The following is a 23,642-nucleotide window of genomic DNA, read 5'->3' as shown; positions in this document are numbered from 1 at the left end:
CGGGTCGGGAGCGGAGCGTAACCACGGAGGGCCCTCGCGCACGCCAGGAGGACACAGCATGAACGAGTCCGGGGCGGCCGGACGTGACGATGCGGGACGCTTGTCCGAGCTCGCCGGCTCGGCTGCACCGTCGGTCCTGATCACCGGAGCGCGGCTCTACGGCGAGGGCGAACCCGTCGATGTGCTGATCTCCGGCGGGGTGATCCAGCGGATCGGTACCGGCCTGTCCGCCGGCGACGCCGAGACCGTGGACGGCTCCGGGCAGGTACTGCTGCCCGGATTCGTGGATCTGCACACCCACCTGCGCGAACCCGGCCGTGAGGATACCGAGACCATCGAGTCCGGATCGGCCGCCGCCGCACTCGGTGGCTACACCGCGGTATTCGCCATGGCCAACACCTCGCCGGTAGCCGATACCCAGGTGGTCACCGACCATGTGTGGCGGCGCGGCCAGGAAGTCGGCCTGGTCGATGTGTACCCGGTCGGTGCGGTGACCGTGGGACTGGCCGGTGCCCAGCTCGCCGAGATGGGCACGATGGCCACCGGTGCCGGTGCGGTGCGGATGTTCTCCGACGACGGGCACTGTGTCCACGATCCGCTGATCATGCGCCGGGCGCTGGAGTACGCACGCTCGCTCGGGGTGCTCATCGCGCAGCACGCGGAGGAGCCCCGGCTCACCGCGGGCGCTGTCGCGCACGAGGGTCCGACCGCGGCCCGGCTCGGTCTGGCGGGATGGCCGCGGGCGGCCGAGGAATCCATCGTGGCCCGGGACGCGCTGCTGGCCCGGGACGCGGGCGCACGGGTCCACATCTGCCACGCTTCCACAGCCGGCACCGTGGAATTGGTGAAATGGGCGAAAGCGCAAGGTATTTCGATTACAGCCGAGGTCACGCCGCATCATCTGCTGTTGACCGACGCCCGCCTCGAAACCTATGACGCGGTGAACAAGGTGAACCCGCCGCTGCGCGAGGGTTCCGATGCCGAGGCGCTGCGGCAGGCGCTGGCCGCGGGCATCGTGGACTGTGTGGCCACCGATCACGCGCCGCACGCCGAACAGGACAAATGCTGTGAATTCGCGGCCGCCCGCCCGGGGATGCTCGGGCTGGAGACAGCATTGTCGATCGTGGTGGAAACCATGGTGCGGCCCGGTCTGCTGGATTGGCGCGGGGTCGCGCGGGTGATGAGCGAACGGCCCGCCGAAATCGTCGGACTGGACGACCACGGCCGCCCGATCGCCGAGGGCGAACCGGCCAACCTGGTGCTGGTCGACCCGGAAGCCACCTGGACGGTCGAGGGTGCGGAACTCGCGAGTATCGCGAGCAATACCCCGTATCAGGCGATGACATTGCCGGGGCGGATCACCACCACGCTGCTGCGCGGCCGGGTCACCGCCCGCGACGGTGTGGCCGCCACGCCCGCGGGTGTACGAGCAGGAGAACGCTGATGGAACGAACACTGTGGGTTGTCGGATGTGTCCTGCTCTGGGCACTGTTCGTCTACCTGATGTATCGGGGCTGGCGCAATCGCGGCGCCCGGCAGACCGAACGTATCGGCGAGCTGCCCCCGGTACCGGGGGAGACCGGGGCGCAGGTCCTCGAACCGACCACCGGCCTCTACCTCGGTAGCACCATCGCGCCGAGCTGGCAGGACCGGATCGCGGTCGGCGACCTGGGCTTCCGCGCGACCGCGGAACTCACCCGGTTCGAACACGGAATCCTGCTGGAACGACAGGGCGCGTCGGCGATCTGGATCCCGGCGGAATCCATTTCCGCGATCCGGACCGAACGCGGGCACGCGGGCAAGGTCATGAGCGAGGGCGGAGTACTGGTGATCCGCTGGACGCTGCCGACCGGAACCGAGATCGACACCGGGTTCCGCGGCGACGACAAAACGGTATATCCGGCCTGGGCGCGGGCAACGACGGGAGACGACGAGAAATGACGACGACAACGGCCGCAGCCCTGGTCCTGGAAGACGGACGGGTGTTCCGCGGCAACGCCTACGGTGCAGTGGGACAGACCCTCGGCGAAGCGGTGTTCTGCACCGCCATGACCGGGTACCAGGAAACGCTGACCGATCCGAGCTATCACCGGCAGATCGTGGTGGCCACCGCCCCGCAGATCGGCAACACCGGCTGGAACGACGAGGACGACGAATCGCAGCGGATCTGGGTGGCCGGTTACGCGGTCCGCGATCCCGCGCGCCGCGCCTCGAACTGGCGCGCCACCGGAACTCTGCCGGGACAGCTGGAACAGCAGAACATCGTCGGGATCGCCGGGATCGACACCCGCGCGATCGTACGGCATCTGCGCAGCCGCGGGTCGATGAAGGCCGGGATCTTCTCCGGATCGGCACTCGCGGATACCGCGGAGCTCGTCGGCCGGGTGACCGGTCAGCGGTCCATGCTGGGCGCCGATCTCGCCGGTGAGGTCAGCACCGAGCAGGTCTACACCATCGACCCCGCCGGTACCCCGCGGTTCACGGTGGTCGCCGTCGATCTCGGTATCAAATCCAACACCCCGCGGATGTTCGCCGAACGCGGGATGCGGGTGCACGTGGTGCCCTCGTCGGCGAGTCTGGACCAGATCCTGGAACTGAAACCGGACGGCGCGTTCCTGTCCAACGGTCCCGGCGATCCGGCCACGGCCGATTCCGCCGTCGACTTGACCCGGGGTCTGCTCGACGAGGGCCTGCCGCTGTTCGGTATCTGCTTCGGTAACCAGATCCTGGGCCGTGCTCTCGGCCGCGGCACCTACAAGATGAAATTCGGGCACCGGGGTATCAACATCCCGGTCGTCGAACACGGCACCGGCCGCATCTCCATCACCGCGCAGAACCACGGGTTCGCGCTGGAAGGTGAGCAGGGCGAGCAGTTCGACACCCCGTTCGGCAAAGCCGAGGTCAGCCATGTCTGCGCCAACGACGGCGTCGTGGAAGGGGTGCGCCTGATCGACGGCCGCGCCTTCTCCGTGCAATACCACCCGGAAGCGGCCGCCGGACCCCATGACGCCGCGTACTTGTTCGACCGGTTCGCCGGTCTTATGGAGGGAGCCTGATGCCACGCCGTACCGACCTCGAACATATTCTGGTCATCGGTTCGGGCCCGATCGTCATCGGTCAGGCGTGCGAGTTCGACTACTCGGGCACTCAGGCCTGCCGGGTGCTGCGGTCCGAGGGACTGCGGGTCTCGCTGGTCAACTCCAATCCCGCGACCATCATGACCGATCCGGAATTCGCCGATTCCACCTACGTGGAGCCGATCACCCCGGAATTCGTCGAAAAGGTCATCGAGAAGGAACGTCCCGACGCGCTGCTGGCCACCCTGGGCGGGCAGACCGCGCTGAACACCGCGGTCGCCCTGCACGAGCGCGGAGTGCTGGAGAAGTACGGGGTCGAGCTCATCGGCGCCGATTTCGAGGCCATCCAGCGCGGTGAGGACCGGCAGAAGTTCAAGGACATCGTGGCGAGCGTCGGTGGGGAGAGTGCCCGCTCGCGCGTCTGCTACACGATGGACGAAGTCCGCGACACCGTGAACGAATTGGGCTTCCCGGTGGTGGTCCGGCCCTCGTTCACCATGGGCGGGCTCGGCTCCGGAATGGCTTACGACGATACGGATCTGGACCGGATCGCCGGCGGCGGCCTGGCCGCCTCGCCGACCGCCAATGTCCTGATCGAGGAGTCCATCCTCGGCTGGAAGGAATACGAACTCGAGCTGATGCGCGACGGTCGCGACAATGTCGTGATCGTCTGCTCCATCGAGAACGTGGACCCGATGGGGGTGCACACCGGCGATTCCATGACCGTCGCGCCCGCGCTCACCCTCACCGACCGCGAGTACCAGAAGATGCGCGATCTCGGTATCGCGATTCTGCGCGAGGTCGGGGTGGACACCGGCGGCTGCAATATCCAGTTCGCGGTGGATCCCGCCGACGGCCGGCTCATCGTCATCGAGATGAACCCGCGGGTTTCGCGGTCCTCGGCGCTGGCGTCCAAGGCCACCGGTTTCCCGATCGCCAAGATCGCGGCCAAACTGGCCATCGGCTACACGCTCGACGAGATCGTCAACGACATCACCGAGGAAACCCCGGCCTGTTTCGAACCCACCCTGGACTATGTGGTGGTGAAGGCGCCGCGGTTCGCGTTCGAGAAGTTCCCGGGCGCCGATCCCACGCTGACCACCACCATGAAATCGGTGGGCGAGGCGATGTCGCTGGGCCGCAACTTCTCCGAGGCCCTCGGCAAGGTGCTGCGCTCGCTGGAGACCAAAGCCGCCGGGTTCTGGACCGCGGCGGACGGGAAGTGGGCTCCGGCCTCCACGGATCAGGCCGATATCGACACCGCGATCGCGGAGATCCTCGCGGATCTGCGGATCCCGACCGAGGGCCGTATCTACCAGGTGGAACGGGCGCTGCGCTTCGGCGCGAGCATCGAAGACGTCGCCGTCGCGTCCGGTATCGACCCCTGGTTCGTCGCCGAGATCGCCGGGCTGGTGGCGCTGCGCGCCGAACTGCTGGAGACCCCTGTCCTGGACGAATCGCTGCTGCGCCGGGCCAAGTACTACGGCCTGTCGGACCGCCAGATCGCCGCGCTGCGGCCGGAACTGGCCGGGGAGACCGGGGTACGTGCCCTGCGGCATAGGCTCGGGGTGCGCCCGGTCTTCAAAACCGTCGATACCTGCGCCGCCGAGTTCGAGGCCAAGACCCCCTACCACTATTCGGCCTATGAGCTCGACCCCGCGGCCGAGTCCGAAGTGGCCCCGCAGCCCGACCGGGACAAGGTGATCATCCTGGGTTCCGGGCCGAACCGCATCGGCCAGGGCATCGAATTCGACTACTCGTGCGTGCACGCCGCGCAGACACTGTCGGGCGCCGGATTCGAGACGGTCATGGTCAACTGCAACCCGGAAACGGTGTCCACCGACTACGACACCGCCGATCGCCTCTACTTCGAGCCCCTCACCTTCGAGGATGTGCTCGAGGTGTACCACGCCGAATCCGAATCCGGCACCGTCGCCGGGGTGATCGTGCAGCTCGGTGGGCAGACCCCGCTGGGCCTCGCGGAGCGGCTCACCGCCGCCGGCGTGCCGGTGGTCGGCACCAGCGCCGCCGCCATCGACCTCGCCGAGGACCGCGGTGAATTCGGTGACGTCCTGGTCGCCGCCGGGCTGCCCGCCCCCAAATACGGCACCGCCACCACCTTCGAACAGGCTCGCAAGATCGCGGCCGATATCGGCTACCCGGTGCTGGTGCGCCCGTCCTATGTGCTCGGCGGACGCGGGATGGAGATCGTCTACGACGAAGAGTCCCTGGAGGGCTATATCTCCCGCGCCACCGAACTCAGCCCCGAACATCCGGTGCTGGTGGACCGCTTCCTGGAAGACGCCATCGAAATCGATGTCGACGCGCTCTGCGACGGCGACGAGGTATTCCTCGGCGGTGTCATGGAACATATCGAGGAAGCCGGTATCCATTCCGGCGACTCGGCCTGCGCGCTGCCGCCGATCACGCTGGGCCGCAGCGATATCGAGGCGGTACGCCGCTCCACCATCGCGCTGGCCAAGGGGATCGGCGTCAAGGGGCTGCTGAACGTGCAGTACGCGCTCAAGGACGATGTGCTCTACGTCCTGGAAGCCAATCCGCGCGCCAGCCGCACCGTCCCGTTCGTCTCCAAGGCCACCGCCGTACCACTGGCCAAGGCGGCCGCCCGGATCATGCTCGGTACCACCATCGCCGAACTGCGCGCCGAAGGCATGCTGCCCGAGGGCGACGGCGGGCACGTTCCGCTGGACGCGCCGGTGGCGGTCAAGGAAGCGGTGCTGCCGTTCCATCGTTTCCGCAGCGCCGACGGCAGCCAGGTGGATTCGCTGCTCTCGCCGGAGATGAAATCCACCGGCGAGGTCATGGGGATCGACGCCGATTTCGGCACCGCGTTCGCCAAGAGTCAATCGGCGGCCTACGGGTCGCTGCCCACCGAGGGCACCGTATTCGTCTCCATCGCCAACCGTGACAAACGCGCCATGGTGTTCCCGGTGAAACGTCTGCACGACCTCGGCTTCCGGATCCTGGCGACGGCCGGCACCGCGGAAATGCTGCGCCGCAACGGGATCCCCTGCGAACAGGTGCGCAAACACTCCGATCCGGTCTCCGTATCCGGCGCCGGCGCGCCGCCCCAGCCGTCCATCGTGGACCAGATCCGCGACGGTGAGGTCGATATGGTCTTCAACACCCCCTACGGCAACTCTGGTCCGCGGGTGGACGGCTACGAGATCCGCAGCGCGGCGGTCGGGGTGAACATCCCCTGCATCACCACGGTCCAGGGCGCCGCGGCGGCCGTCCAGGGCATCGAGGCCAGTATCAACGGCGGTCTCGGCGTGCGCTCCCTGCAGGAACTCCACTCGGCACTGCGCGGCTGAGGGGCCGGAGATGACGACCACCTTCGGTGAGCGGCTGGCCGCGGCCAAGAGCACGCACGGGCCGATCTGCGTCGGGATCGACCCGCACCCCGCCCTGCTCGACGCCTGGGGCCTGTCCGGTGATGCGGACGGCCTCGAGGCATTCGCCGAAACCTGTGTCGAAGCCTTCGACGGCACGGTGGCTGTGGTCAAACCACAGGTCGCCTTCTTCGAGGCGTACGGGTCGGCGGGGATCGGGGTGCTCGAACGCACCATCGAGGTATTGCGCGCCTCCGGCACCCTGGTGCTCGCCGACGCCAAACGCGGCGATATCGGCTCCACCATGGACGCCTACGCCCACACCTGGCTCGCCGACGGCCCTCTGGGCGCGGACGCGGTCACCGTCTCGCCCTACCTCGGCTTCGGCTCGCTGCGCTCCGCCCTCGACCTGGCACACGCCAACCAGCGCGGTGTCTTCGTCCTGGCCGCCACTTCCAACCCGGAAGCCGCGCAGATCCAGCAGGCGACGGTGGGCGGCCGCACCATCGCGCAGAGCGTGGTCGACGACGCGGCCCAGCTGAACCCGGCCGGGAAGCCGGGTTCGGTGGGCGTGGTGGTCGGGGCGACACTCACGGAGACGCCGGATCTCACGATGCTCAACGGCCCGATCCTGCTACCGGGAGTCGGGGCGCAGGGCGGTACGGCGGCGAAGGTCCGGGCGCTGCTCCCGGAACCGCTGTGGCGGTCGGCGCTGCCGAATGTTTCGCGGGATGTGCTCCGGGCGGGGCCTTCGGTCACCGCCCTGCGCGGACGTCTGGCGGAGTTCCAGGAGGAGTTCGCCTTTCTGCGCTGAACTGTGCGGAGGGCTGTGAACACAGGGCGGGGAGGGCCGCGCTGTGGATGGAGAAGCCTGTTGGTGTGGTGGGCCCGGCTGTCTCGGGGCCGGCTTTCCGGGCCTGCTGCCATGGTCGTGGATTGCTCGGGTGTTTTTGGCGCCGCCTTCGGCGTCGCGGGGGTTGAGGCCCCCTGGTGTCCCGCCGTTCAGGCTCCGAGACTCGCGCCTTCGGCGCATGCGACGTGCGGTCGGCCATCCACGGAACGTGACCATTGAGCACCTCCGGCCAAGGGCGGGACGGGCCTCAACCCTTGGAGGTGTCTCGTAAAACTCGACTCATGCGGGTTACGTGGGCATTGACGGCCCGGTCGGCATGCGGACCCGCGCGCTGGGAAATCTGGGTGGTGGGATAGTCGAGCGCAGCGAACGGCCGGGCGCTGAGGGAGAGTCGGGCACAGAGGAGAGCCGCGCGCTGGGGAGGATCTGCGGCTCCGTTCATTCTCGTATCGGGTATCGAGTTGTCTCTGTACGCTGTAAACTCGCGGGCGGTATGAGTGCTTTCGGAGCGTTGATCCGACGCTCGGGGAACCCGGATCCGGCTCGCTGGTACCTCTCGGAGGTGTTCAACAGGTGCTCGGGCGAAAATTTCCGAGAAAATTCCTGGTAGGGCGGCTGGGAGGTAGCCGGGTGGTGGATCAACAGTGTGGTTATCGCGCCGCAACTCCTGAAGTTGCGTGAAAAGGCGCTGATGGCAGGGTATTTCGTGGTGGACCCCATGGGACCCGCAGTTACGGCAAGCGGGGATGCGGGCGGGTCGGCAAGGGGGCGATACCGGGTCCGATTCATGCCCTGACCTGGGGGGTGGGTTCGCAATCCGAGGGCGTCGTGGGTACGGTCGCTGAGACTGCCGGGTAGTTCGGCAGGTTTTGATGCAGAACCATGAGACGGAGGAACCGTGGCCCTTCCCCAGCTGACTGATGAGCAGCGCGCCGCTGCTCTGGAGAAGGCGGCTGCCGCTCGCCGTGAGCGGGCAGAGCTCAAGGATCGCCTGAAGCGCGGCGGCACCGATCTGAAAGAGGTCCTCGGCCAGGCCGAGACCAATGAGATCATCGGCAAGATGAAGGTGCGCGCACTGCTGGAAGCCCTGCCCAAGGTCGGCAAGGTCAAGGCGGAGGAGATCATGAACGAGCTCGAGATCGCGCCGACCCGACGGCTGCGTGGTCTCGGTGATCGGCAGCGCAAGGCGCTGCTCGCCAAATTCGATCTCGGCGCCTGACAACCTCGGTGATCGAGAACATGACGAAGGGTCGGCTGGTTGTACTGGTCGGCCCCTCGGCCGTGGGCAAGTCCACTGTGGTGCGATGCGTCCGCGAACGGCTGCCGGAACTGGTTTTCAGTGTCTCGGCGACGACCCGGGACCCGCGTCCCGGTGAAGTCGACGGTCGCGACTACCGGTTCGTCAGCCGGGCCGAGTTCGACTCGATGATCGAGGCCGGTGATCTGCTCGAATGGGCGGATATCCACGGCGGGCTGCAGCGGTCCGGTACACCGGCCGCGCCGGTACGCGCCGCATTGTCGGAGGGGCTGCCGGTACTCATCGAGGTCGACCTCGAAGGAGCGCGGTCGATCCGGCAGGCGATGCCGGAGGCCGTGCTGGTGTTCCTCGCGCCGCCCAGCTGGGCGGAACTGGTGGACCGGCTGCGCAGCCGCGGCACCGAATCGCCGGAGGTCATCGAACGGCGGCTGGAGACCGCACGGGTGGAACTGGCCGCACGTGACGAGTTCGACACCGTGATCGTGAACGACACCGTGACCAGCGCCTGTGCGCAGTTGGTATCGTTGTTCGTCAGCACGAATTCCAATTCGTAGCCCGCTACGCGGCCCGAGAGCCGCCGTGTAGCCGAGCCCCGACCCCGCAGGAGCTTCCTCAGTGAGCAGTACGGACACCGCCACGCCCGCCTACGACACCCCGATCGGCCTCACCAACCCGCCGATCGACGAGTTGCTCGACCGCACCTCGTCCAAGTACAGCCTGGTGATCTACGCGGCCAAACGCGCCCGTCAGATCAACGACTACTACAACCAGCTGGGTGACGGCATCCTCGAGTACGTCGGCCCGCTGGTGGAGCCGCTGCCGCAGGAGAAGCCGCTGTCGGTGGCGATGCGGGAGATCCACAGCGATCTGCTCGAACACACCGAAGGCGAATGACCCGCTAGCCGGCCGGGTGGAAAGCCGATAGGGCAGGAGGCGCGCTATGGCGCGGGTAGTTGTCGGGGTGGGCGGCGGAATCGCCGCGTACAAGGCGTGCGCGCTGGTGCGGCGGTTCACCGAGACCGGCCATACCGTCCGGGTGATCCCCACCGACGCGGCACTGCAGTTCGTGGGTAAGGCGACCTTCGAGGCGCTGTCCGGCCATCCGGTGCACACCGGAGTCTTCGCCGATGTGCCGGAGGTGCCGCATGTGCGGCTGGGCCAGGAGGCGGAACTCGTCGTCATCGCCCCCGCCACCGCAGACCTCATGGCGCGGGCGGCGCACGGCCGCGCCGACGATCTGCTCACCGCGACCCTGCTCACGGCCCGATGTCCCGTGCTGTTCGCGCCCGCCATGCATACCGAGATGTGGGAGCATGCGGCCACCGTCGCGAATGTCGCGGCCCTGCGCGCGCACGGTGCCACCGTGATGGAACCCGCGTCCGGCCGGCTGACCGGTACCGATACCGGTCCGGGCCGGCTGCCCGAACCCGAGGAGATCTTCGGTCTCGCCTCCCTGCTGTTCGAACGCATCGACGCGGTGCCGCGCGATCTGGTGGGCAGACGAGTGGTGATCACCGCGGGCGGCACCCGGGAACCGCTGGATCCGGTCCGTTTCCTCGGTAACCGCAGTTCCGGTAAACAGGGGTACGCGCTCGCCCGGGTCGCCGCCCAGCGGGGTGCCCAGGTCACGCTCATCGCCGGGAACACCATCGAGATGGCGCCACCGGCCGCGGTCGAGCTGGTTCACATCACCACTGCCGAACAGCTCAAAACCGCCGTCGACAAACACGCTGTCGGGGCGGACGCGGTGATCATGGCCGCCGCGGTCGCCGATTTCCGGCCGACCACCGTGGCCGCGGCCAAGATCAAAAAAGGTAAGGCCGAACCCGATACCATCGCCCTGTCCAAGACCGAGGATATCCTCGCCGGTCTGGTCCAGGCGCGCCGGGACGGTCGATTGCCCGGTACGGCCATTGTCGGGTTCGCCGCCGAGACCGGCGACGCCGACGGCGATGTGATCACCCACGCGCGGGCCAAACTGGCCCGTAAGGGCTGTGATCTGCTGGTGGTGAACGCGGTGGGCGACGGCAAGGCGTTCGAGGTCGATACCAACGACGGCTGGCTGCTCCGCGCGGACGGCAGCGAACAGGCGCTCGACCACGGGTCGAAGGCTCTGCTGGCCAGCCGCGTCCTGGACGCGCTGGGCCCGCTGCTGAGCTGAGGTCCGGGCAGTCGCCCGCCGAACGTATCTCCGCGGCGTGTGGTCCCGGTTGTGAGCTCCGGCGCGATACGATCCAGCCCGCTTCGGGTCGGTGTCGCCGCGCGGACGCGACCGGGCGCGAATCGTTCGGAAACCTGTCCGGATCGGTGTCCGAAACCCCAATTACGCCGCCCGTTCTAATAGTCTGAGAGTCCAGGGGCGTGACCGGAGCCGTGCGCTACGGTCCCTCCCGGACACGAGTAACCGTTGAGGAAGAGGGAAACTGTGCGCACGTCCGGTAGCCGGCTATTCACCAGTGAGTCCGTGACCGAGGGTCACCCGGACAAGATCTGTGACGCCATCAGCGATTCCATCCTCGACTCACTTCTGGCACAGGACCCCCGCAGCCGGGTTGCCGTGGAAACCATGGTGACCACCGGTCAGGTGCATGTCGCCGGTGAGGTCACCACCGAGGCCTACGCGGATATCCCGCATATCGTCCGGGAGAAGATCCTCGAGATCGGTTACGACTCCTCGGCAAAGGGATTCGACGGGAACTCCTGCGGTGTCAACATCGCGATCGGCGCGCAGTCGCCCGATATCGCGCAGGGCGTCGATACCTCGCACGAGGCGCGGGTCGGCGGCTCCGACGACGAGATCGAGCAGCAGGGCGCCGGCGATCAGGGTCTGATGTTCGGTTACGCCAATACCGACACCCCCGAACTCATGCCGCTGCCGATCGCGCTGGCCCACCGCCTCTCGCGCAAGCTCACCGAGGTGCGCAAAACCGGTGTGCTGCCGTATCTACGGCCGGACGGCAAAACCCAGGTCACCATCGAATACGACGGTGACAAGGCCGTGCGGCTGGATACCGTGGTCCTGTCCACTCAGCACGCCGCCGATATCGATCTGGACAACCTGCTGGCCCCCGATATCCGGGAGAAGGTCGTCGATGCCGTCCTGGCCGATATCGCGATCCCCGATCTGGATATCTCCGATGTCCGCCTGCTGGTGAACCCGACCGGGAAGTTCGTGCTCGGCGGCCCGATGGGCGACGCCGGCCTGACCGGCCGCAAGATCATCGTCGACACCTACGGCGGGATGGCCCGGCACGGCGGCGGCGCGTTCTCCGGTAAAGATCCCTCGAAGGTGGACCGCTCGGCCGCCTACGCCATGCGGTGGGTCGCCAAGAATGTGGTCGCCGCGGGTCTGGCCGACCGGGTAGAGGCGCAGGTGGCCTACGCGATCGGTAAATCGGCGCCGGTCGGCCTGTTCGTGGAGACCTTCGGTACCGAGAAGGTAGATCCGGTCAAGATCTCGGCGGCGATCACCGAGGTGTTCGATCTGCGCCCGGGCGCGATCATCCGCGATCTGGACCTGTTGCGCCCGATCTACGCGCCGACCGCCGCCTACGGGCATTTCGGCCGCACTGATATCGACCTGCCCTGGGAGCGTACCGACCGCGCGGACAAACTGCGCGCCGCCGCCGGGCTGTAGGTTCCACGTCCCGCGTGGATCGACCGCCGACCGACACCCCCGCCGACCACGCGTCCGCGGGGGTGTCGGCCGACTCGGGGCCGCCGCGCCGCCGGGGCGCGCCCGTGGAGAAGCCGGCGGTATCGGACGAGTCCGGGCATTCGGACAAGCCCGCGGCCGCGGCGTCCGAGCCGGTCGAGAACCCGGTGGCCCGGGTACTCCCGCTGCTCACTCCGGCTCATCTGGATCGCGATTTCGACTATCTGGTACCGCCGGAACTCGACGAGATCGCCCGGCCGGGAGTTCGGGTCAGGGTCCGGTTCGCCGGTCGGCTGGTGGACGGATACCTGCTGTCCCGGCACGCGGAATCCGATCATCCGGGCAAACTGGTCCGGCTGGAGCGGGTGGTATCCCCCGAGCGGGTACTCACTCCGGAGATCTTGCGACTCGCGACGACCGTGGCGGCCCGGTGTGCCGGAACCCGCGCCGATGTGCTGCGCCTGGCGGTTCCACCGCGGCACGCCCGCGTGGAGAACGGGGGCTCGGCGAAGAACCGTGCGCGGGAAGACACCGTGCCGGATGCCCGGGACGGTCGATCGTCCGAGCAGGTCGAGCAGGTCGAGCGGACCGCGCCGTCCGCGCCAGCCGGGGAAACCGCGTCGTCCGCGCGAGCCGAGCAAGCGGAGCAGGGTCGGCAGGGGAGCGGGACAGTGTCCCGCGAGCTCGCCGGACCTGTACGTCCTGCCGATACCGTCCGGGCTCCGATTGCTGTGCAGCGGCAGCCGGACGCGGATGCTGACGACACCCCTGCGCAGCCCGCCGATGCGACCGAGAACATCACGCCCCCTCCGGCGCGGGTTACGGCGGGACAGGCCGGGGGACCCGGCTCCGACGTTGCCGGACAGCATGTTTCGGAATCCCCCGGGTCCGTGTCCGTATCCGGCACCGATACTCTCGCGTGGCGCCGATACCGGCACGGGGAGGCATTCCTCACCGCTCTGGCGAGTCACCGAGGTCCGCGTGCGGCCTGGCAGGCACTGCCGGGGGAAGACTGGGCACGGCGCTTGGCCGAACTCGCGGCGGTGGTGGCCGCCGGCGGCCGCAGTGCCATCCTGATGGTTCCCGATCAGCGCGATCTCGATCGTGTGCTGCGGGAATGCGAACGGCTGGTGGGTGATTCGGCGGTGGGACTGTCGGCCGGGCTGGGGCCGGCGGCCCGGTACCGGCGCTGGCTGGCCGTACTCCGTGGTACCGCGCGGGTGGTGGTGGGTACCCGCAGTGCGGTGTTCGCGCCGGCGGCCGATCTCGGGCTCGTGGCGATCTGGGACGACGGTGACGATACCTACGCCGAACCGCGCGCTCCGTATCCACACGCGCGTGAGGTCGCCATGCTGCGGGCACACGACACCGGTGCGGCCTTCGTCGCGGCCGGGTTCGCTCGGACCGCCGAGATCCAGGCGGTTGTGGAATCCGGCTGGGCCCACGATCTACTCGCCGACCGGGCGACGTTGCGCGCGGCCGCGCCGCGGATCAGCGCCCCCGGGGATACCGACGCCGCATTGGAGCGTGACCCGATGGCGCGGGCGATCCGCATCCCCGCCGCCGCTTTCGCCGCCGCGCGCCGGGCCCTCGCGGCCGGGTCCGGAGTGCTGGTGCAGGTACCGCGTCGCGGCTACGTTCCGGCGCTGGCCTGTACCACATGCCGCACACCCGCGCGTTGCCGCCGGTGCGTGGGACCGTTGTCGCTGCCCGGGTCGGATCGCACCGCCGCCGACCCGGGGGCCGCCCACAGCCCCGTGTGTCGTTGGTGCGGGCGCACCGAGGCGGCGTTCCGCTGTCCGGCCTGTGGTGGGCGGGTGCTGCGGGCCGTGGTGATCGGTGCGGCCCGGACCGCCGAAGAATTGGGCCGAGCTTTCCCCGGCGTGCCGATCCGTGGGTCCAGCGGTGCCGCACTGCTGGATACCGTGCCGCCCGGACCGCAGGTGGTGGTGGCCACCGTCGGTGCCGAACCGCTGCTCGACGGCGGTTACGGTGTGGGTCTGCTGCTCGACAGCTGGGCGCTGCTCGGCCGCGCCGATCTGCGCGCCGCCGAGGATACGCTGCGGCGCTGGCTGAGTGCCGCGGCTCTGGTCCGGCCGGACGGCCAGGTACTGGTGATGGCCGATCCCACCGTGCCGACCGTGCAGGCGCTGCTGCGCTGGGATCCGGCCGGGCACGCGTCCGCCGAGCTGGCCCAGCGGACCGAGGTCGGGTTCCCCCCGGCCGTGCGGATGGCGGCGGTCGACGGTACCCCGGACGGGATCTCGGGTCTGCTGGCCGCCGCCGAACTTCCGGCGGAGGTCGAGATCCTGGGTCCGGTGCCACTACCGCCCGGGGCCCGGCCGCCGTCGGGTGCTCGTAACAGCGGTGACGAGCCCGGCGCCGAGGTCGAACGAATACTGCTGCGGGTGCCGCGCGCGCGTGGTGCGGCCCTGGCGCGCGCACTCGTCGCCGCCCAGTCGATTCGTAGCAGCCAGCGGGCGGAATCGCCGCCGCGCGTACAGATAGACCCGTTGAACATCGGCTGACCTGCCCGGCGGCGTGATCGCTGCTACCGCCGTCGCGCGTCGCGGGGACCTGAGCGATTCGGTTACATCCCGGGGTGCACGGCGGCCGCCTCGGATCACGGTTCGGGTTCGTTGTTCGCCGTGCCCCGGACGCTGCCGAGGTGGCCGGGATTCCGCCGCACCGACAGGCAGCGATCACGCGCGGCCCGCGTAGTCGCGAGATGCTGCTGCTCCCGTCGAGTCCTGGTGCTGTTTCTCTCCCCTGCCTCCGACCGCCGGTCATGGAATTTTCCGGGCAGCGGGTTGCGTTGGATAGATTGTCGATATATCGTCGATGCTACACAAACCGATCGAGTAGCTCAGGAGGCTGCTATGGAGAACATCGAGAACGCAGAATTTCGTAAGGGTCGCGGCCGCCGCGGCCGCGGGCCCCGTCCGGGCGGCTTCGGTCCCGGTGGGCCGCAGTTCCGGCAAGGTGGCCCACCCGGATTCGGACCCGGCTTCGGCGGAGGTTTCGGACCTGGGTTCGGCCCGGGTTTCGGGCCCGGATTCGGTCCGGGCTTCGGTCGTGGCCGGGGTCGCGGTGGACGCGGCCGGCGCGGTGACGTACGAGCGGCGATCCTGCTGCTGCTCACCGAGCGGCCCATGCACGGCTACGAGCTGATCCAGCAGATCCGCGAACGCAGCGACGACCTCTGGCGGCCCAGCCCGGGATCCATCTATCCGGCCCTGTCCCAGCTGGAGGACGAAGGTCTGATCACCATCGAGAAGGTGGCCGGCCGGAAAACCGCCGAACTGACCGAGACAGGCACCGCTCATGTCACCGAGCACCGCGCGGAACTCGGCGATCCGTGGGCCGATGTCAAGGCGGGCGTCGGCGAGCACACCAGCGATCTGCGCGCCCTGGTCCCCCCGCTCATGGGCGCGGTCGCCCAGGTGGCCGCCGCGGGTACGCCGGAGCAGGCCGCCAAGGCGGCGGACGTGCTCACCGAGGCGCGGAAAGCGTTGTACCGCATCCTCGCCGGTGACGAGGAATCCGGAAAGTAACGGGGTGATCAAAACCTCGGCCACCGGTTTTCCGGCGAGTCGGCAGGGTAGAAGATTAGGGAGTGAAACAATATCTATGGCCGAAGGGGTGGGACGGTTCACAACGCGGCAGGTTCGTCCTGCGGGCGGTGACCGTGGCGGTCGCACTGGCTGGGTCGGTGCTTTTCGGAACGGTCGAGGGCACCGCTCAGCCGGCCGGATATCTCCCCCCGGTGATCCCCACCGACCCGGCTCCACCGCAACCCGACCACCTGGGTGCGGTGCTCTATACGAAATCCCATCCGAATGCGGTGCCGCGCGGTGTCAATGATTTCGGATGTGTCCCGGACGCGGCCCATCCGCGTCCGGTGATCCTCGCGCACGGCACCGACGCGAGCGTCTACACGGACTGGTCGGTCATCGGACCACAGCTGGTGGACGAAGGTTTCTGCGTCTTCGCGCTGAACTACGGCGGTGTACCCGGCGCCGGAACCTACGGCACCGAGGACATCGTGCTCAGCGCCTATCAGGTCGCCCAGTTCGTCGACGGTGTCCGCGGCGCGACAGGCGCCCCGCAGGTCGATCTCGTGGGGTTCTCCCAGGGCGCCAATGTGACCCGCTACTACACCAACAAACTCGGCGGCGCGCCGAAGGTTCACAACTGGGTGGGCCTCGCCTCACCCACCTACGGTGGCGTCCTGTACGGACTGGTACCGCCGGCCCAGCAGATCCCGGGGGCGCTCGACCTGGCGGCGAAGGCGGTTTCGGTGGCGGCGGTCCAGCAGGTGCAGGGATCGCCGTTCATGCTGGCACTCAACGCGGGCGGCGATACTGTGCCCGGGGTGCGGTACACCACGGTGGGCAGCCGCGTCGACGAAGTGATCCAGCCGTTCGAGAACATCGCCCTGCGCGGGCCCGGAGCCGTCAATATCGTCCTGCAGGACCGCTGCCCGGTCGATCTCACCGGCCACTTCCACATGGTCTACGACCCGTACGTCTACCAACTCCTGCTCCAGGTCCTGGACCCCGCGCACGCGCCCGAACCGGTCTGCGTACCGGTCGCGCTGGGCACCGGGATCCCAGAGGTGATCATCGGCGGCAATATCTGATCGCGACGCTCGGCGCCGGGGCCGGCTGTGTTCGTTTCTGCGCGGCCTCCGGTGAGGCGGGCCCTGTCGGACCCCGCTTCTCCGGGGATCGGTCGCTGCGCTCCTCCGCTCCGATGCTCCGGGACCGGGGCCCATCTGTTCGGTCTGCCCGGCTCCGCCGCTCCGGACCGGGCGACCGCGACCTCCCCGCGGGGACCGGTACAGGGTTGTGTGGAACTCGGCGAGGGTGACGCTGTGAACGTGGCCGTAAAGGGCTACCTAGAATGAGGACTTTCCGCCCTGCCACATGTCTTCGGGAGCTACCGTGACCGTCCAGTCCGTCCGCCTCTTCGGCGATCCCATCCTGCGAGCCCGCGCGGCAGAGGTCACCGAGTTCGGGCCCGAACTGCGGCAGTTGGTGACCGATCTGACCGATACGATGTACGACGACGGCGGGGTCGGGATGGCGGCCCCGCAGATCGGTGTCGGCCTGCGGGTCTTCGTCTACGACACCCGCGATGCGCGCGGGCATCTGATCAACCCGAGCTGGACCGCGCTGGACGAGGAGGAACAGATCGGCCCCGAGGGCTGTCTGTCGATTCCGGGCGTCAACCACGACACACGGCGGGCGCTGCGGGTACGGGCGACCGGTGTCGATATGGACGGTAACGCGGTCGAATTCGAGGCCGAAGGTCTGCTGGCGCGGTGTGTTCAGCACGAAACCGATCATCTGGACGGCACGCTGTTCATCGATCGGCTCGATCCCCCCGACCGGAAGCAGGCCATGCGCACGATTCGTGAATCCGACTGGTTCATCGCCGGGCTGACCGTCCGGCCCAGCCGCGCACTCGCCGAGCGGGACCGCTGATGCGGATCGTCTTCGCCGGCACTCCCGAACCGGCGGTTCCCTCACTGCGCCGGCTGCTGGGCTCCCGGCACGAAGTGGTCGCCGTGGTGACGCGCCCCGATGCGGTCGCCGGGCGCGGCCGCAAGCTGAAGCGCTCGCCGGTCGGTCAGCTCGCCGACGAGCACGGTATCCCGGTTCTCACCCCCGGTAAGCCCGGTGAACCGGAATTCGTCGCGGCGCTCACGGAGTTGGCGCCCGACTGCTGCCCGGTGGTGGCCTACGGCGCACTGCTGCCGGCCCGGGTGCTCGAGATCCCGAAACACGGCTGGATCAACCTGCATTTCTCGCTGTTGCCCGCCTGGCGCGGGGCGGCGCCGGTCCAGGCAGCGATCGCGGCCGGTGACGAGATCACCGGGGCGTCCACCTTCCTGATCGAGACCGGTCTGGACACCGGACCGGTCTACGGGGTGGTCACCGAGCGGATCGGGGTCACCGATACGGCCGCGGATCTGCTGGCCCGGCTGGCCGACAGCGGCGCGGCGCTGCTGGAACAAACTCTCGACGGAGTCGAGGACGCGACGCTGCAGGCGGTTCCGCAACCCGCCGACGGAGTCTCCTACGCGCCCAAGATCACCGTCGAGGCGGCGCAGGTGCGCTGGGACCAGCCCGCGCTGGCGGTCGGTCGCGCGATCCGCGCGGTCACCCCGTTCCCGGGGGCCTGGACCGTCGTGGCCGGGACGCGAGTGAAACTCGGGCCGGTGGAACTGGTCGAAGAGGTGCTGCCGGAACGGCAGATCGAGGTACGCAAGAGCGGTGTCTTCATCGGGACCGCCACCACGGCGGTGCGGCTCGACCAGGTACAACCGCAGGGAAAACGGATGATGGCCGCGCTCGATTGGGCGCGCGGTGCCCGCCTGGCGCCCGGCGCGGTGGTCGAATGACCGGCTCGGGCGGCGACCGGCCCCGGGGCTTCCGCCGCCACGGCGAACCCCGGCGCCCGGAGTCCGAAGCAGCCGGCGGTGAATCGCGGGAACGTCCGCCGGGTTCGCGCCAGAGCGGGCGGCCGGCGGATTCCCGCCGGGAGGATCGTTCGGAAGGTACCCGGCAGAGTGACCGCGCGGACGCGCCGCGCCGCGCCGGCCGGCCGCGGGACAACGCGGGAGAAGGATCGCCGCGGCGGGACAGGCCCGATACCGGCGGTGCTCCCCGGCCACAGCGCGGCGGCACCGGAACCGGTCACGATGCCGGTGGGGCCCGCCGTCCCGAGCGGGACACAGACGAGTCCCGCGGCCGGCGCGGTGCGGGTCCGGGGGATAGGGGCGCCCGCCGAAAAACCGGTGCCGACGGAGCGGATCAAGGCCGGCGCCGCACCGGTGGCGGCCGGGACGACCGCCGTGGCGAGCGGACCGGTCCGGCGCCCGCGCAGCGCCGCGGTGGTGCCGGGCGGGCCGACGGGCCGGGGGCGGGCCGGGACCGGGCCGGCCGGGGGAGTGGCCCCGCGCGGACGAGCAGGCCGGTGCCCACACCGGCGGATCCGGCGCGCACTGTCGCGCTGGAGACCCTGCGTGCCGTACGCGACCGCGATGCCTATGCCAATCTGGTTCTGCCCGGACTGCTGCGCGAGTACCGCGTGGAGGGACGCGATGCCGCCCTGGCCACCGAACTCGGTTATGGTGCCTGCCGGGCCTTGGGCGTGCTGGACGCGGTGATCGCCGACTGCGCCGGACGCACGATCGACGAGATCGACGGTTCGCTGCTCGATATTCTGCGACTCGGGGCCTACCAGCTGTTGCGCACCCGGGTGGAACCCCATGCCGCCGTGCACACCTCGGTAGAGCTCGCGCGGGCCGAATCCGGTTCGAGCCGAGCCGGATTCGTCAACGCGGTCCTGCGCCGGGTCGCCGAGCGGGACCCGCGCGAATGGGTCGAACGGCTGGCCCCGGCCGATCCCATCGGTCGGCTCGCCTTCGAATACGCCCATCCGGTGTGGATCGCCCAGGCGTTCGCCGATGCGCTGGGCGCCGACGCCGGTGAACTGTCCGACCTGCTCGCTGCCGACGACGCGCGCCCGCTCGTGCATCTGGTGGCCCGCCCCGGGGATATCACCGCGGAGGAACTCGCCCTGGTCACCGGCGGTGAGGAAGGGCGCTGGTCACCGTATGCGGTGTACCTGGAGGGCGGCGATCCCGGTGCGCTGGAACCGGTGCGTGAGTCGATGGCCGCGGTCCAGGACGAGGGCAGCCAGCTCGTGGCTCTCGCGCTCACCCGGGCGGCTCTGCACGGTGCCGACGGGGGCCGCTGGCTGGACCTCTGCGCGGGGCCCGGCGGTAAGACCGTACTGCTCGGCGCGCTGGCCGATATCGACGGATACCGGGTGGACGCGGTGGAACCGGCCCGGCACCGGGCCGAACTCGTCCGCACGGCGACCAAAGGATTGCCGGTACAGGTGCATATCGCCGACGGCCGCGACAGCGGCCTGACCCCCGGCTACGACCGCATCCTGGTCGATGCCCCCTGTACCGGTCTGGGCGCGCTGCGCCGGCGTCCGGAGGCCCGCTGGCGGCGCACCCCCGGAGATATCGCCGATCTGGTCACGCTGCAGCGGGAACTGCTGACCGCGGCCTGGGACCTGCTGCGCCCGGGCGGTGTCATGGTGTATTCGACGTGTTCGCCCCACCTGCCGGAAACCGTTGCCGTGGTAGCGGATACGGTCCGCCGTACCGGCGCCGAACAGCTGGACACCCGCCCGCTGCTGCCCGGTGTGACCGGCCTCGGTACGGGGCCCGCGGTGCAGTTGTGGCCGCACCGGCACGGAACCGACGCCATGTTCGCGGCCGCCCTGCGCAAACCCTCGTAGCCGTCGGCGCGGGCGATCGGCGACGGATTTCCAAGCCTGCCGCGCCCGCGCCCGGCACACTTGACCCATGGGTATCACCTGGTCGAACGTGGTACGACTGGCCACGGAACTGCCGGAGGTCGCCGAATCGACCTCTTACCGCACCCCCGCGCTCAAAGCCGCCGGCAAGAGTTTCGCGCGATTGCGCACCGAGGCCGAGGGCGGTCTGGCGCTACGTTGCGAGATGGCGGAGAAGGAGGCGCTGCTCACCTCCGGTGACCGCGCTTTCTACACCACCCCGCACTACGACGGCTACCCCTACATCCTCATCGATCTCGATCGCGTCGATCCGGAGCAGCTACGGGAACTCCTGGACGCCGCCTGGTGGCTGGTGGCCCCGGCTCGGTTGCGCCGTGCCCGGGAGCGCGCCGGCGACAACGAGTAGACGCCCGAGGCACCCGACCGCGCGGAGGTCGTTTCCGGCGACGAACGTCCGGCACCGGCGGTGTGTGAACTCCCGGACTGTTCCGGTGTCGTTGCCGCCCACACCGCGCTCCCGCTCCAGACGGTCTGCCTGGAGGGTCGGTGCTCGTCTCTGACAGCGGTTCGGGCCGTTTCGAGTATCCGCTGCTGGTCGGAGGTGGCATCGAACATTGCGTGATCGATCAGCGCGTCCACATACGCGGCGACGCCGAGCCGGTCCAGGAGTCGCGTCTTCCGGAGTTCCGGAGCCGTGGCGACCGGTTCGTGTCTGTCGGTGCCGTCAGCAGATCGGTAGCTGCTACGGATCGGTGGGTCCCACCCGGCTGCTCGGGGCATGGCTCGGCACCACCTTCCGCCTACCCCGAATGGTCCACATTCGCAGGTGGGGCCCGCCCCGGTTCTGGAGCGAAGGAGTGAAGAACCGGGGTTAATAGGGCCCCACCCGCCCCGCCGAAGGCGGGGCCGATCACACAGCGTGGACCTTCACCCAGGTGCTGTTCACGGCGGCATTGCCGGAGATGCGGTCGACCTGTTCCGGGTCGTGCAGCAGGTTGACGTTCGCGCCCGGTACCGCGGCCGCGACCGTCCAGCCCACACCCGGTTCGCCGTGGCCCCAGCCGTGCGGGATGGCGACCGTACCCGGCCGGATATCGTCGCTGATCTCCACCGGGACCACGATGGAGCCGATGGGTGAGCTCACCGTGACCCGTCCGCCGTCGGACAGTCCGCGGGCGTCCGCGTCCCGGGGGTGCATGAGCGCGGTGCAGCGGTCGCGCCCCTTCACCATCGACGGCACATTGTGTAGCCAGGAATTGTTGCTGCGCAGGTGGCGGCGGCCGATGAGGCGCAGGTCGAAGCCCTGGTCGCGGTCCGCGCCGCCCGCGCGTGCCTCGGCGAGCAGCCGGTGTGCCTCGGTGACGAACTGCCTCGGTGCCAGCCGGACCTTGTGGTCGGGGGTGGCGATGAGCGAGTGCAGGCGCGGTTGCAGCGGGCCCAGGTCGATACCACCGCGTGCTGCGCGCACCTTCTTCAACGTGACGCCCTTACGTCCGCGACGCAGGACACCGTGTGGGCCGACCGCCATACCGAGTGCCGCCGCGCGTAGCGGGCTGAATCGGGCGAATACCGCGTTGAGCGCACGGCCGCTGAGCGAGCGCAGTGGGAGCGGCAGGATCTCGGTGGTCAACCGCGCCATGATCTCCCAGTCCTCGAGACCGTCGTTCTCCGGTGCGATCGCTCGTGTGTTGAAGCGAATATTGTTGTGCACGCTGAACATGGTGAGCAGGATGTCGAGGTCTTCGCGTTCCAGTGGCGAGAGCGGCGGCAGGATGATGTCGGCGTGCCGAGTGGTTTCGGTGATGTACATATCCACCGCCACATAGAAATCCAGCGATCCCAGCGCCTTGTCGAGCTGTCCGCGCTGTGGGGTGGACAGGACCGGATTGCCGGCGTAGGTGATCATGGCACGGATCTTGTCCGGGCCCTCGTCGAGGATTTCCGAGGCCAGTGCCGCGACCGGCAGTTCGAACCGGAACGATTTGTACTTTCCGGAACGGTCTGTCCAGGCGCCGTAGTGCGGCGACATCCGGCGCGCCAGCGGCAGCAGATCCACCGCCGGGGTGGCGTACATCTGGCCGCCCGGCCGGTCCAGATTCCCGGTGAGCGCGTTGATGGTGTTGACCAGCCAGTGGGTGACAGTGCCGGTCAGGGTCTGGCATACGCCGATCCGGGCGTACACCACCGCTGATTTCGCGGCCGCGTGCTCGCGGGCCAGCCGGCGGATCGTCTCGGCGTCCACGCCGGCGTGGGGGGCGGCGTCCTCGGGTGTGAAATCGGCGACCAGTTCCCGTAGCTCGTCCAGACCGGAGCACTGGGTACGCACTGCGGTCCGGTCGCACAGATCCTCGGTGATCAGCACGTGCAGTACGGCCAGCAGGAGGTACGGATCGCCGCCGGGCAGAACGGAGACGTGTTCATCGGCCAGGCGGGCGGTTTCGGTGCGCCGGGGGTCGATCACGACGATCGTGCCGCCGCGGGCGCGTACCGCTTTGATGCGGTCGCGAGCGCCGGGCATGGTGGTGACCGATCCGTTGGATACCGCGGGATTGGCGCCGATGATCACCATCCGGTCGGTGCGGTCGATATCGGCGATGGGCATCAGGAAATTCGATCCGTACATCTGCCAGGCCACGAATTCCTGCGGGAACTGGTCGATCGACGAGGCCGTATAGAAATTGCGGGTCATGAGTGCCATACGGAGTGCGAAGGCGTACATGATCGCCGAATTGTGCGCGGCCGGGTTGCCCAGGTACATACCCACCGAATGCGGTCCGTGGTCGCGGCGGACCTGCCGCAGGCGGGTGCCGATCTCGTGGAACGCCTGGTCCCAGCCGATGGGCTCGAACTCGTCGCCGACCCTGCGTACCGGGGTGCGCAGCCGGTCCGGATCGTCGTGCAGGCCGGCCATGGCGGTGGCTTTGGGGCAGATGTAGCCCTTGGACAGCACATCGTCGGGATTACCTTCGACCTTGGCGACTTTCGTATCCTCGACGGTCACCAGGATGCCGCAGTGCGCCTCGCAGAGGGTGCATTGCCGGGCGATGGTTTCAGCGGTCATAACTCACTTCACCTTCCGCCGCGTCGTCGTCGACGCGCGACC

General features: G+C 69.0%; 18 protein-coding genes. 17 read left to right on the top strand and 1 reads right to left on the bottom strand.

Annotation, left to right across the window (positions count from 1 at the left end; all coding sequences use genetic code 11):
- The first annotated feature begins 58 nt into the window (after positions 1 to 58).
- The 17 genes from ACWEWT_RS09105 to ACWEWT_RS09025 all read left to right on the top strand — a co-directional run bounded on the left by ACWEWT_RS09105 (position 59) and on the right by ACWEWT_RS09025 (position 20,945).
- The gene (locus ACWEWT_RS09105) at positions 59 to 1,444 is read left to right on the top strand and encodes a dihydroorotase (protein WP_452557791.1); all 1,386 of its coding nucleotides are present in this window, start codon (positions 59 to 61) and stop codon (positions 1,442 to 1,444) included.
- A complete protein-coding gene (locus ACWEWT_RS09100; protein ID WP_452557790.1) occupies positions 1,444 to 1,941 on the top strand; it encodes a PH-like domain-containing protein in 498 nt (165 codons plus the stop codon). The genes ACWEWT_RS09105 and ACWEWT_RS09100 overlap by 1 nt, the downstream gene beginning before the upstream one ends.
- Entirely contained in the window at positions 1,938 to 3,056 is a 1,119-nt protein-coding gene (gene carA, locus ACWEWT_RS09095) for a glutamine-hydrolyzing carbamoyl-phosphate synthase small subunit (protein ID WP_452557789.1), read from the top strand. Before ACWEWT_RS09100 ends, carA begins: the two co-directional genes overlap by 4 nt.
- Positions 3,056 to 6,412, top strand: a complete 3,357-nt coding sequence (carB, locus tag ACWEWT_RS09090) for a carbamoyl-phosphate synthase large subunit (RefSeq protein WP_452557788.1) — start codon at positions 3,056 to 3,058, stop codon at positions 6,410 to 6,412. The genes carA and carB overlap by 1 nt, the downstream gene beginning before the upstream one ends.
- 10 nt (positions 6,413 to 6,422) lie before the next feature.
- The gene (pyrF, locus tag ACWEWT_RS09085; protein WP_452557787.1) at positions 6,423 to 7,244 is read left to right on the top strand and encodes an orotidine-5'-phosphate decarboxylase; all 822 of its coding nucleotides are present in this window, start codon (positions 6,423 to 6,425) and stop codon (positions 7,242 to 7,244) included.
- Positions 7,245 to 8,181: 937 nt separating this feature from the next.
- Positions 8,182 to 8,502: an integration host factor, actinobacterial type gene (gene mihF / locus ACWEWT_RS09080; RefSeq protein WP_039825551.1), complete on the top strand. Its 321-nt coding sequence runs from the start codon at positions 8,182 to 8,184 to the stop codon at positions 8,500 to 8,502.
- A 20-nt stretch (positions 8,503 to 8,522) separates the two neighbouring features.
- Positions 8,523 to 9,095 (top strand): guanylate kinase, encoded by a 573-nt coding sequence (gene gmk, locus ACWEWT_RS09075; RefSeq protein WP_452557786.1) that lies wholly within the window; start codon positions 8,523 to 8,525, stop codon positions 9,093 to 9,095.
- 61 nt (positions 9,096 to 9,156) lie between these two features.
- Positions 9,157 to 9,435, top strand: coding sequence for a DNA-directed RNA polymerase subunit omega (rpoZ, locus tag ACWEWT_RS09070; protein ID WP_452557785.1), 279 nt, complete (start codon positions 9,157 to 9,159; stop codon positions 9,433 to 9,435).
- Positions 9,436 to 9,481: 46 nt separating this feature from the next.
- Complete coding sequence (gene coaBC, locus ACWEWT_RS09065; protein WP_452557784.1) at positions 9,482 to 10,702, top strand: bifunctional phosphopantothenoylcysteine decarboxylase/phosphopantothenate--cysteine ligase CoaBC; 1,221 nt, start codon at positions 9,482 to 9,484, stop codon at positions 10,700 to 10,702.
- A 264-nt stretch (positions 10,703 to 10,966) separates the two neighbouring features.
- Positions 10,967 to 12,178: a methionine adenosyltransferase gene (metK, locus tag ACWEWT_RS09060; protein ID WP_452557783.1), complete on the top strand. Its 1,212-nt coding sequence runs from the start codon at positions 10,967 to 10,969 to the stop codon at positions 12,176 to 12,178.
- 185 nt (positions 12,179 to 12,363) lie between these two features.
- Positions 12,364 to 14,724: a primosomal protein N' gene (locus ACWEWT_RS09055; protein ID WP_452558084.1), complete on the top strand. Its 2,361-nt coding sequence runs from the start codon at positions 12,364 to 12,366 to the stop codon at positions 14,722 to 14,724.
- Positions 14,725 to 15,075: 351 nt separating this feature from the next.
- Positions 15,076 to 15,750, top strand: a complete 675-nt coding sequence (locus ACWEWT_RS09050) for a PadR family transcriptional regulator (protein WP_452557782.1) — start codon at positions 15,076 to 15,078, stop codon at positions 15,748 to 15,750.
- A 119-nt stretch (positions 15,751 to 15,869) separates the two neighbouring features.
- Positions 15,870 to 16,838, top strand: coding sequence for an esterase/lipase family protein (locus ACWEWT_RS09045; RefSeq protein WP_452558083.1), 969 nt, complete (start codon positions 15,870 to 15,872; stop codon positions 16,836 to 16,838).
- Between the two features lie 304 nt (positions 16,839 to 17,142).
- Positions 17,143 to 17,685, top strand: coding sequence for a peptide deformylase (def, locus tag ACWEWT_RS09040; RefSeq protein WP_452557781.1), 543 nt, complete (start codon positions 17,143 to 17,145; stop codon positions 17,683 to 17,685).
- A complete protein-coding gene (gene fmt, locus ACWEWT_RS09035) occupies positions 17,685 to 18,605 on the top strand; it encodes a methionyl-tRNA formyltransferase (RefSeq protein WP_452557780.1) in 921 nt (306 codons plus the stop codon). The genes def and fmt overlap by 1 nt, the downstream gene beginning before the upstream one ends.
- A 575-nt stretch (positions 18,606 to 19,180) precedes the next feature.
- On the top strand, positions 19,181 to 20,521 hold the full coding sequence (locus tag ACWEWT_RS09030; protein ID WP_452557779.1) for an RsmB/NOP family class I SAM-dependent RNA methyltransferase: 1,341 nt from the start codon (positions 19,181 to 19,183) through the stop codon (positions 20,519 to 20,521).
- 67 nt (positions 20,522 to 20,588) lie between these two features.
- A complete protein-coding gene (locus tag ACWEWT_RS09025) occupies positions 20,589 to 20,945 on the top strand; it encodes an MmcQ/YjbR family DNA-binding protein (RefSeq protein WP_452557778.1) in 357 nt (118 codons plus the stop codon).
- A 504-nt stretch (positions 20,946 to 21,449) separates the two neighbouring features.
- Here the strand turns inward: ACWEWT_RS09025 and ACWEWT_RS09020 are convergent.
- Complete coding sequence (locus ACWEWT_RS09020) at positions 21,450 to 23,600, bottom strand: molybdopterin oxidoreductase family protein (RefSeq protein WP_452557777.1); 2,151 nt, start codon at positions 23,598 to 23,600, stop codon at positions 21,450 to 21,452.
- Positions 23,601 to 23,642: the final 42 nt, after the last annotated feature.

Source organism: Nocardia sp. NPDC003963, assembly GCF_053605105.1.
The sequence above is the reverse complement of the archived record's forward strand: the minus strand, read 5'-3'. Positions and strand labels throughout refer to the sequence as shown.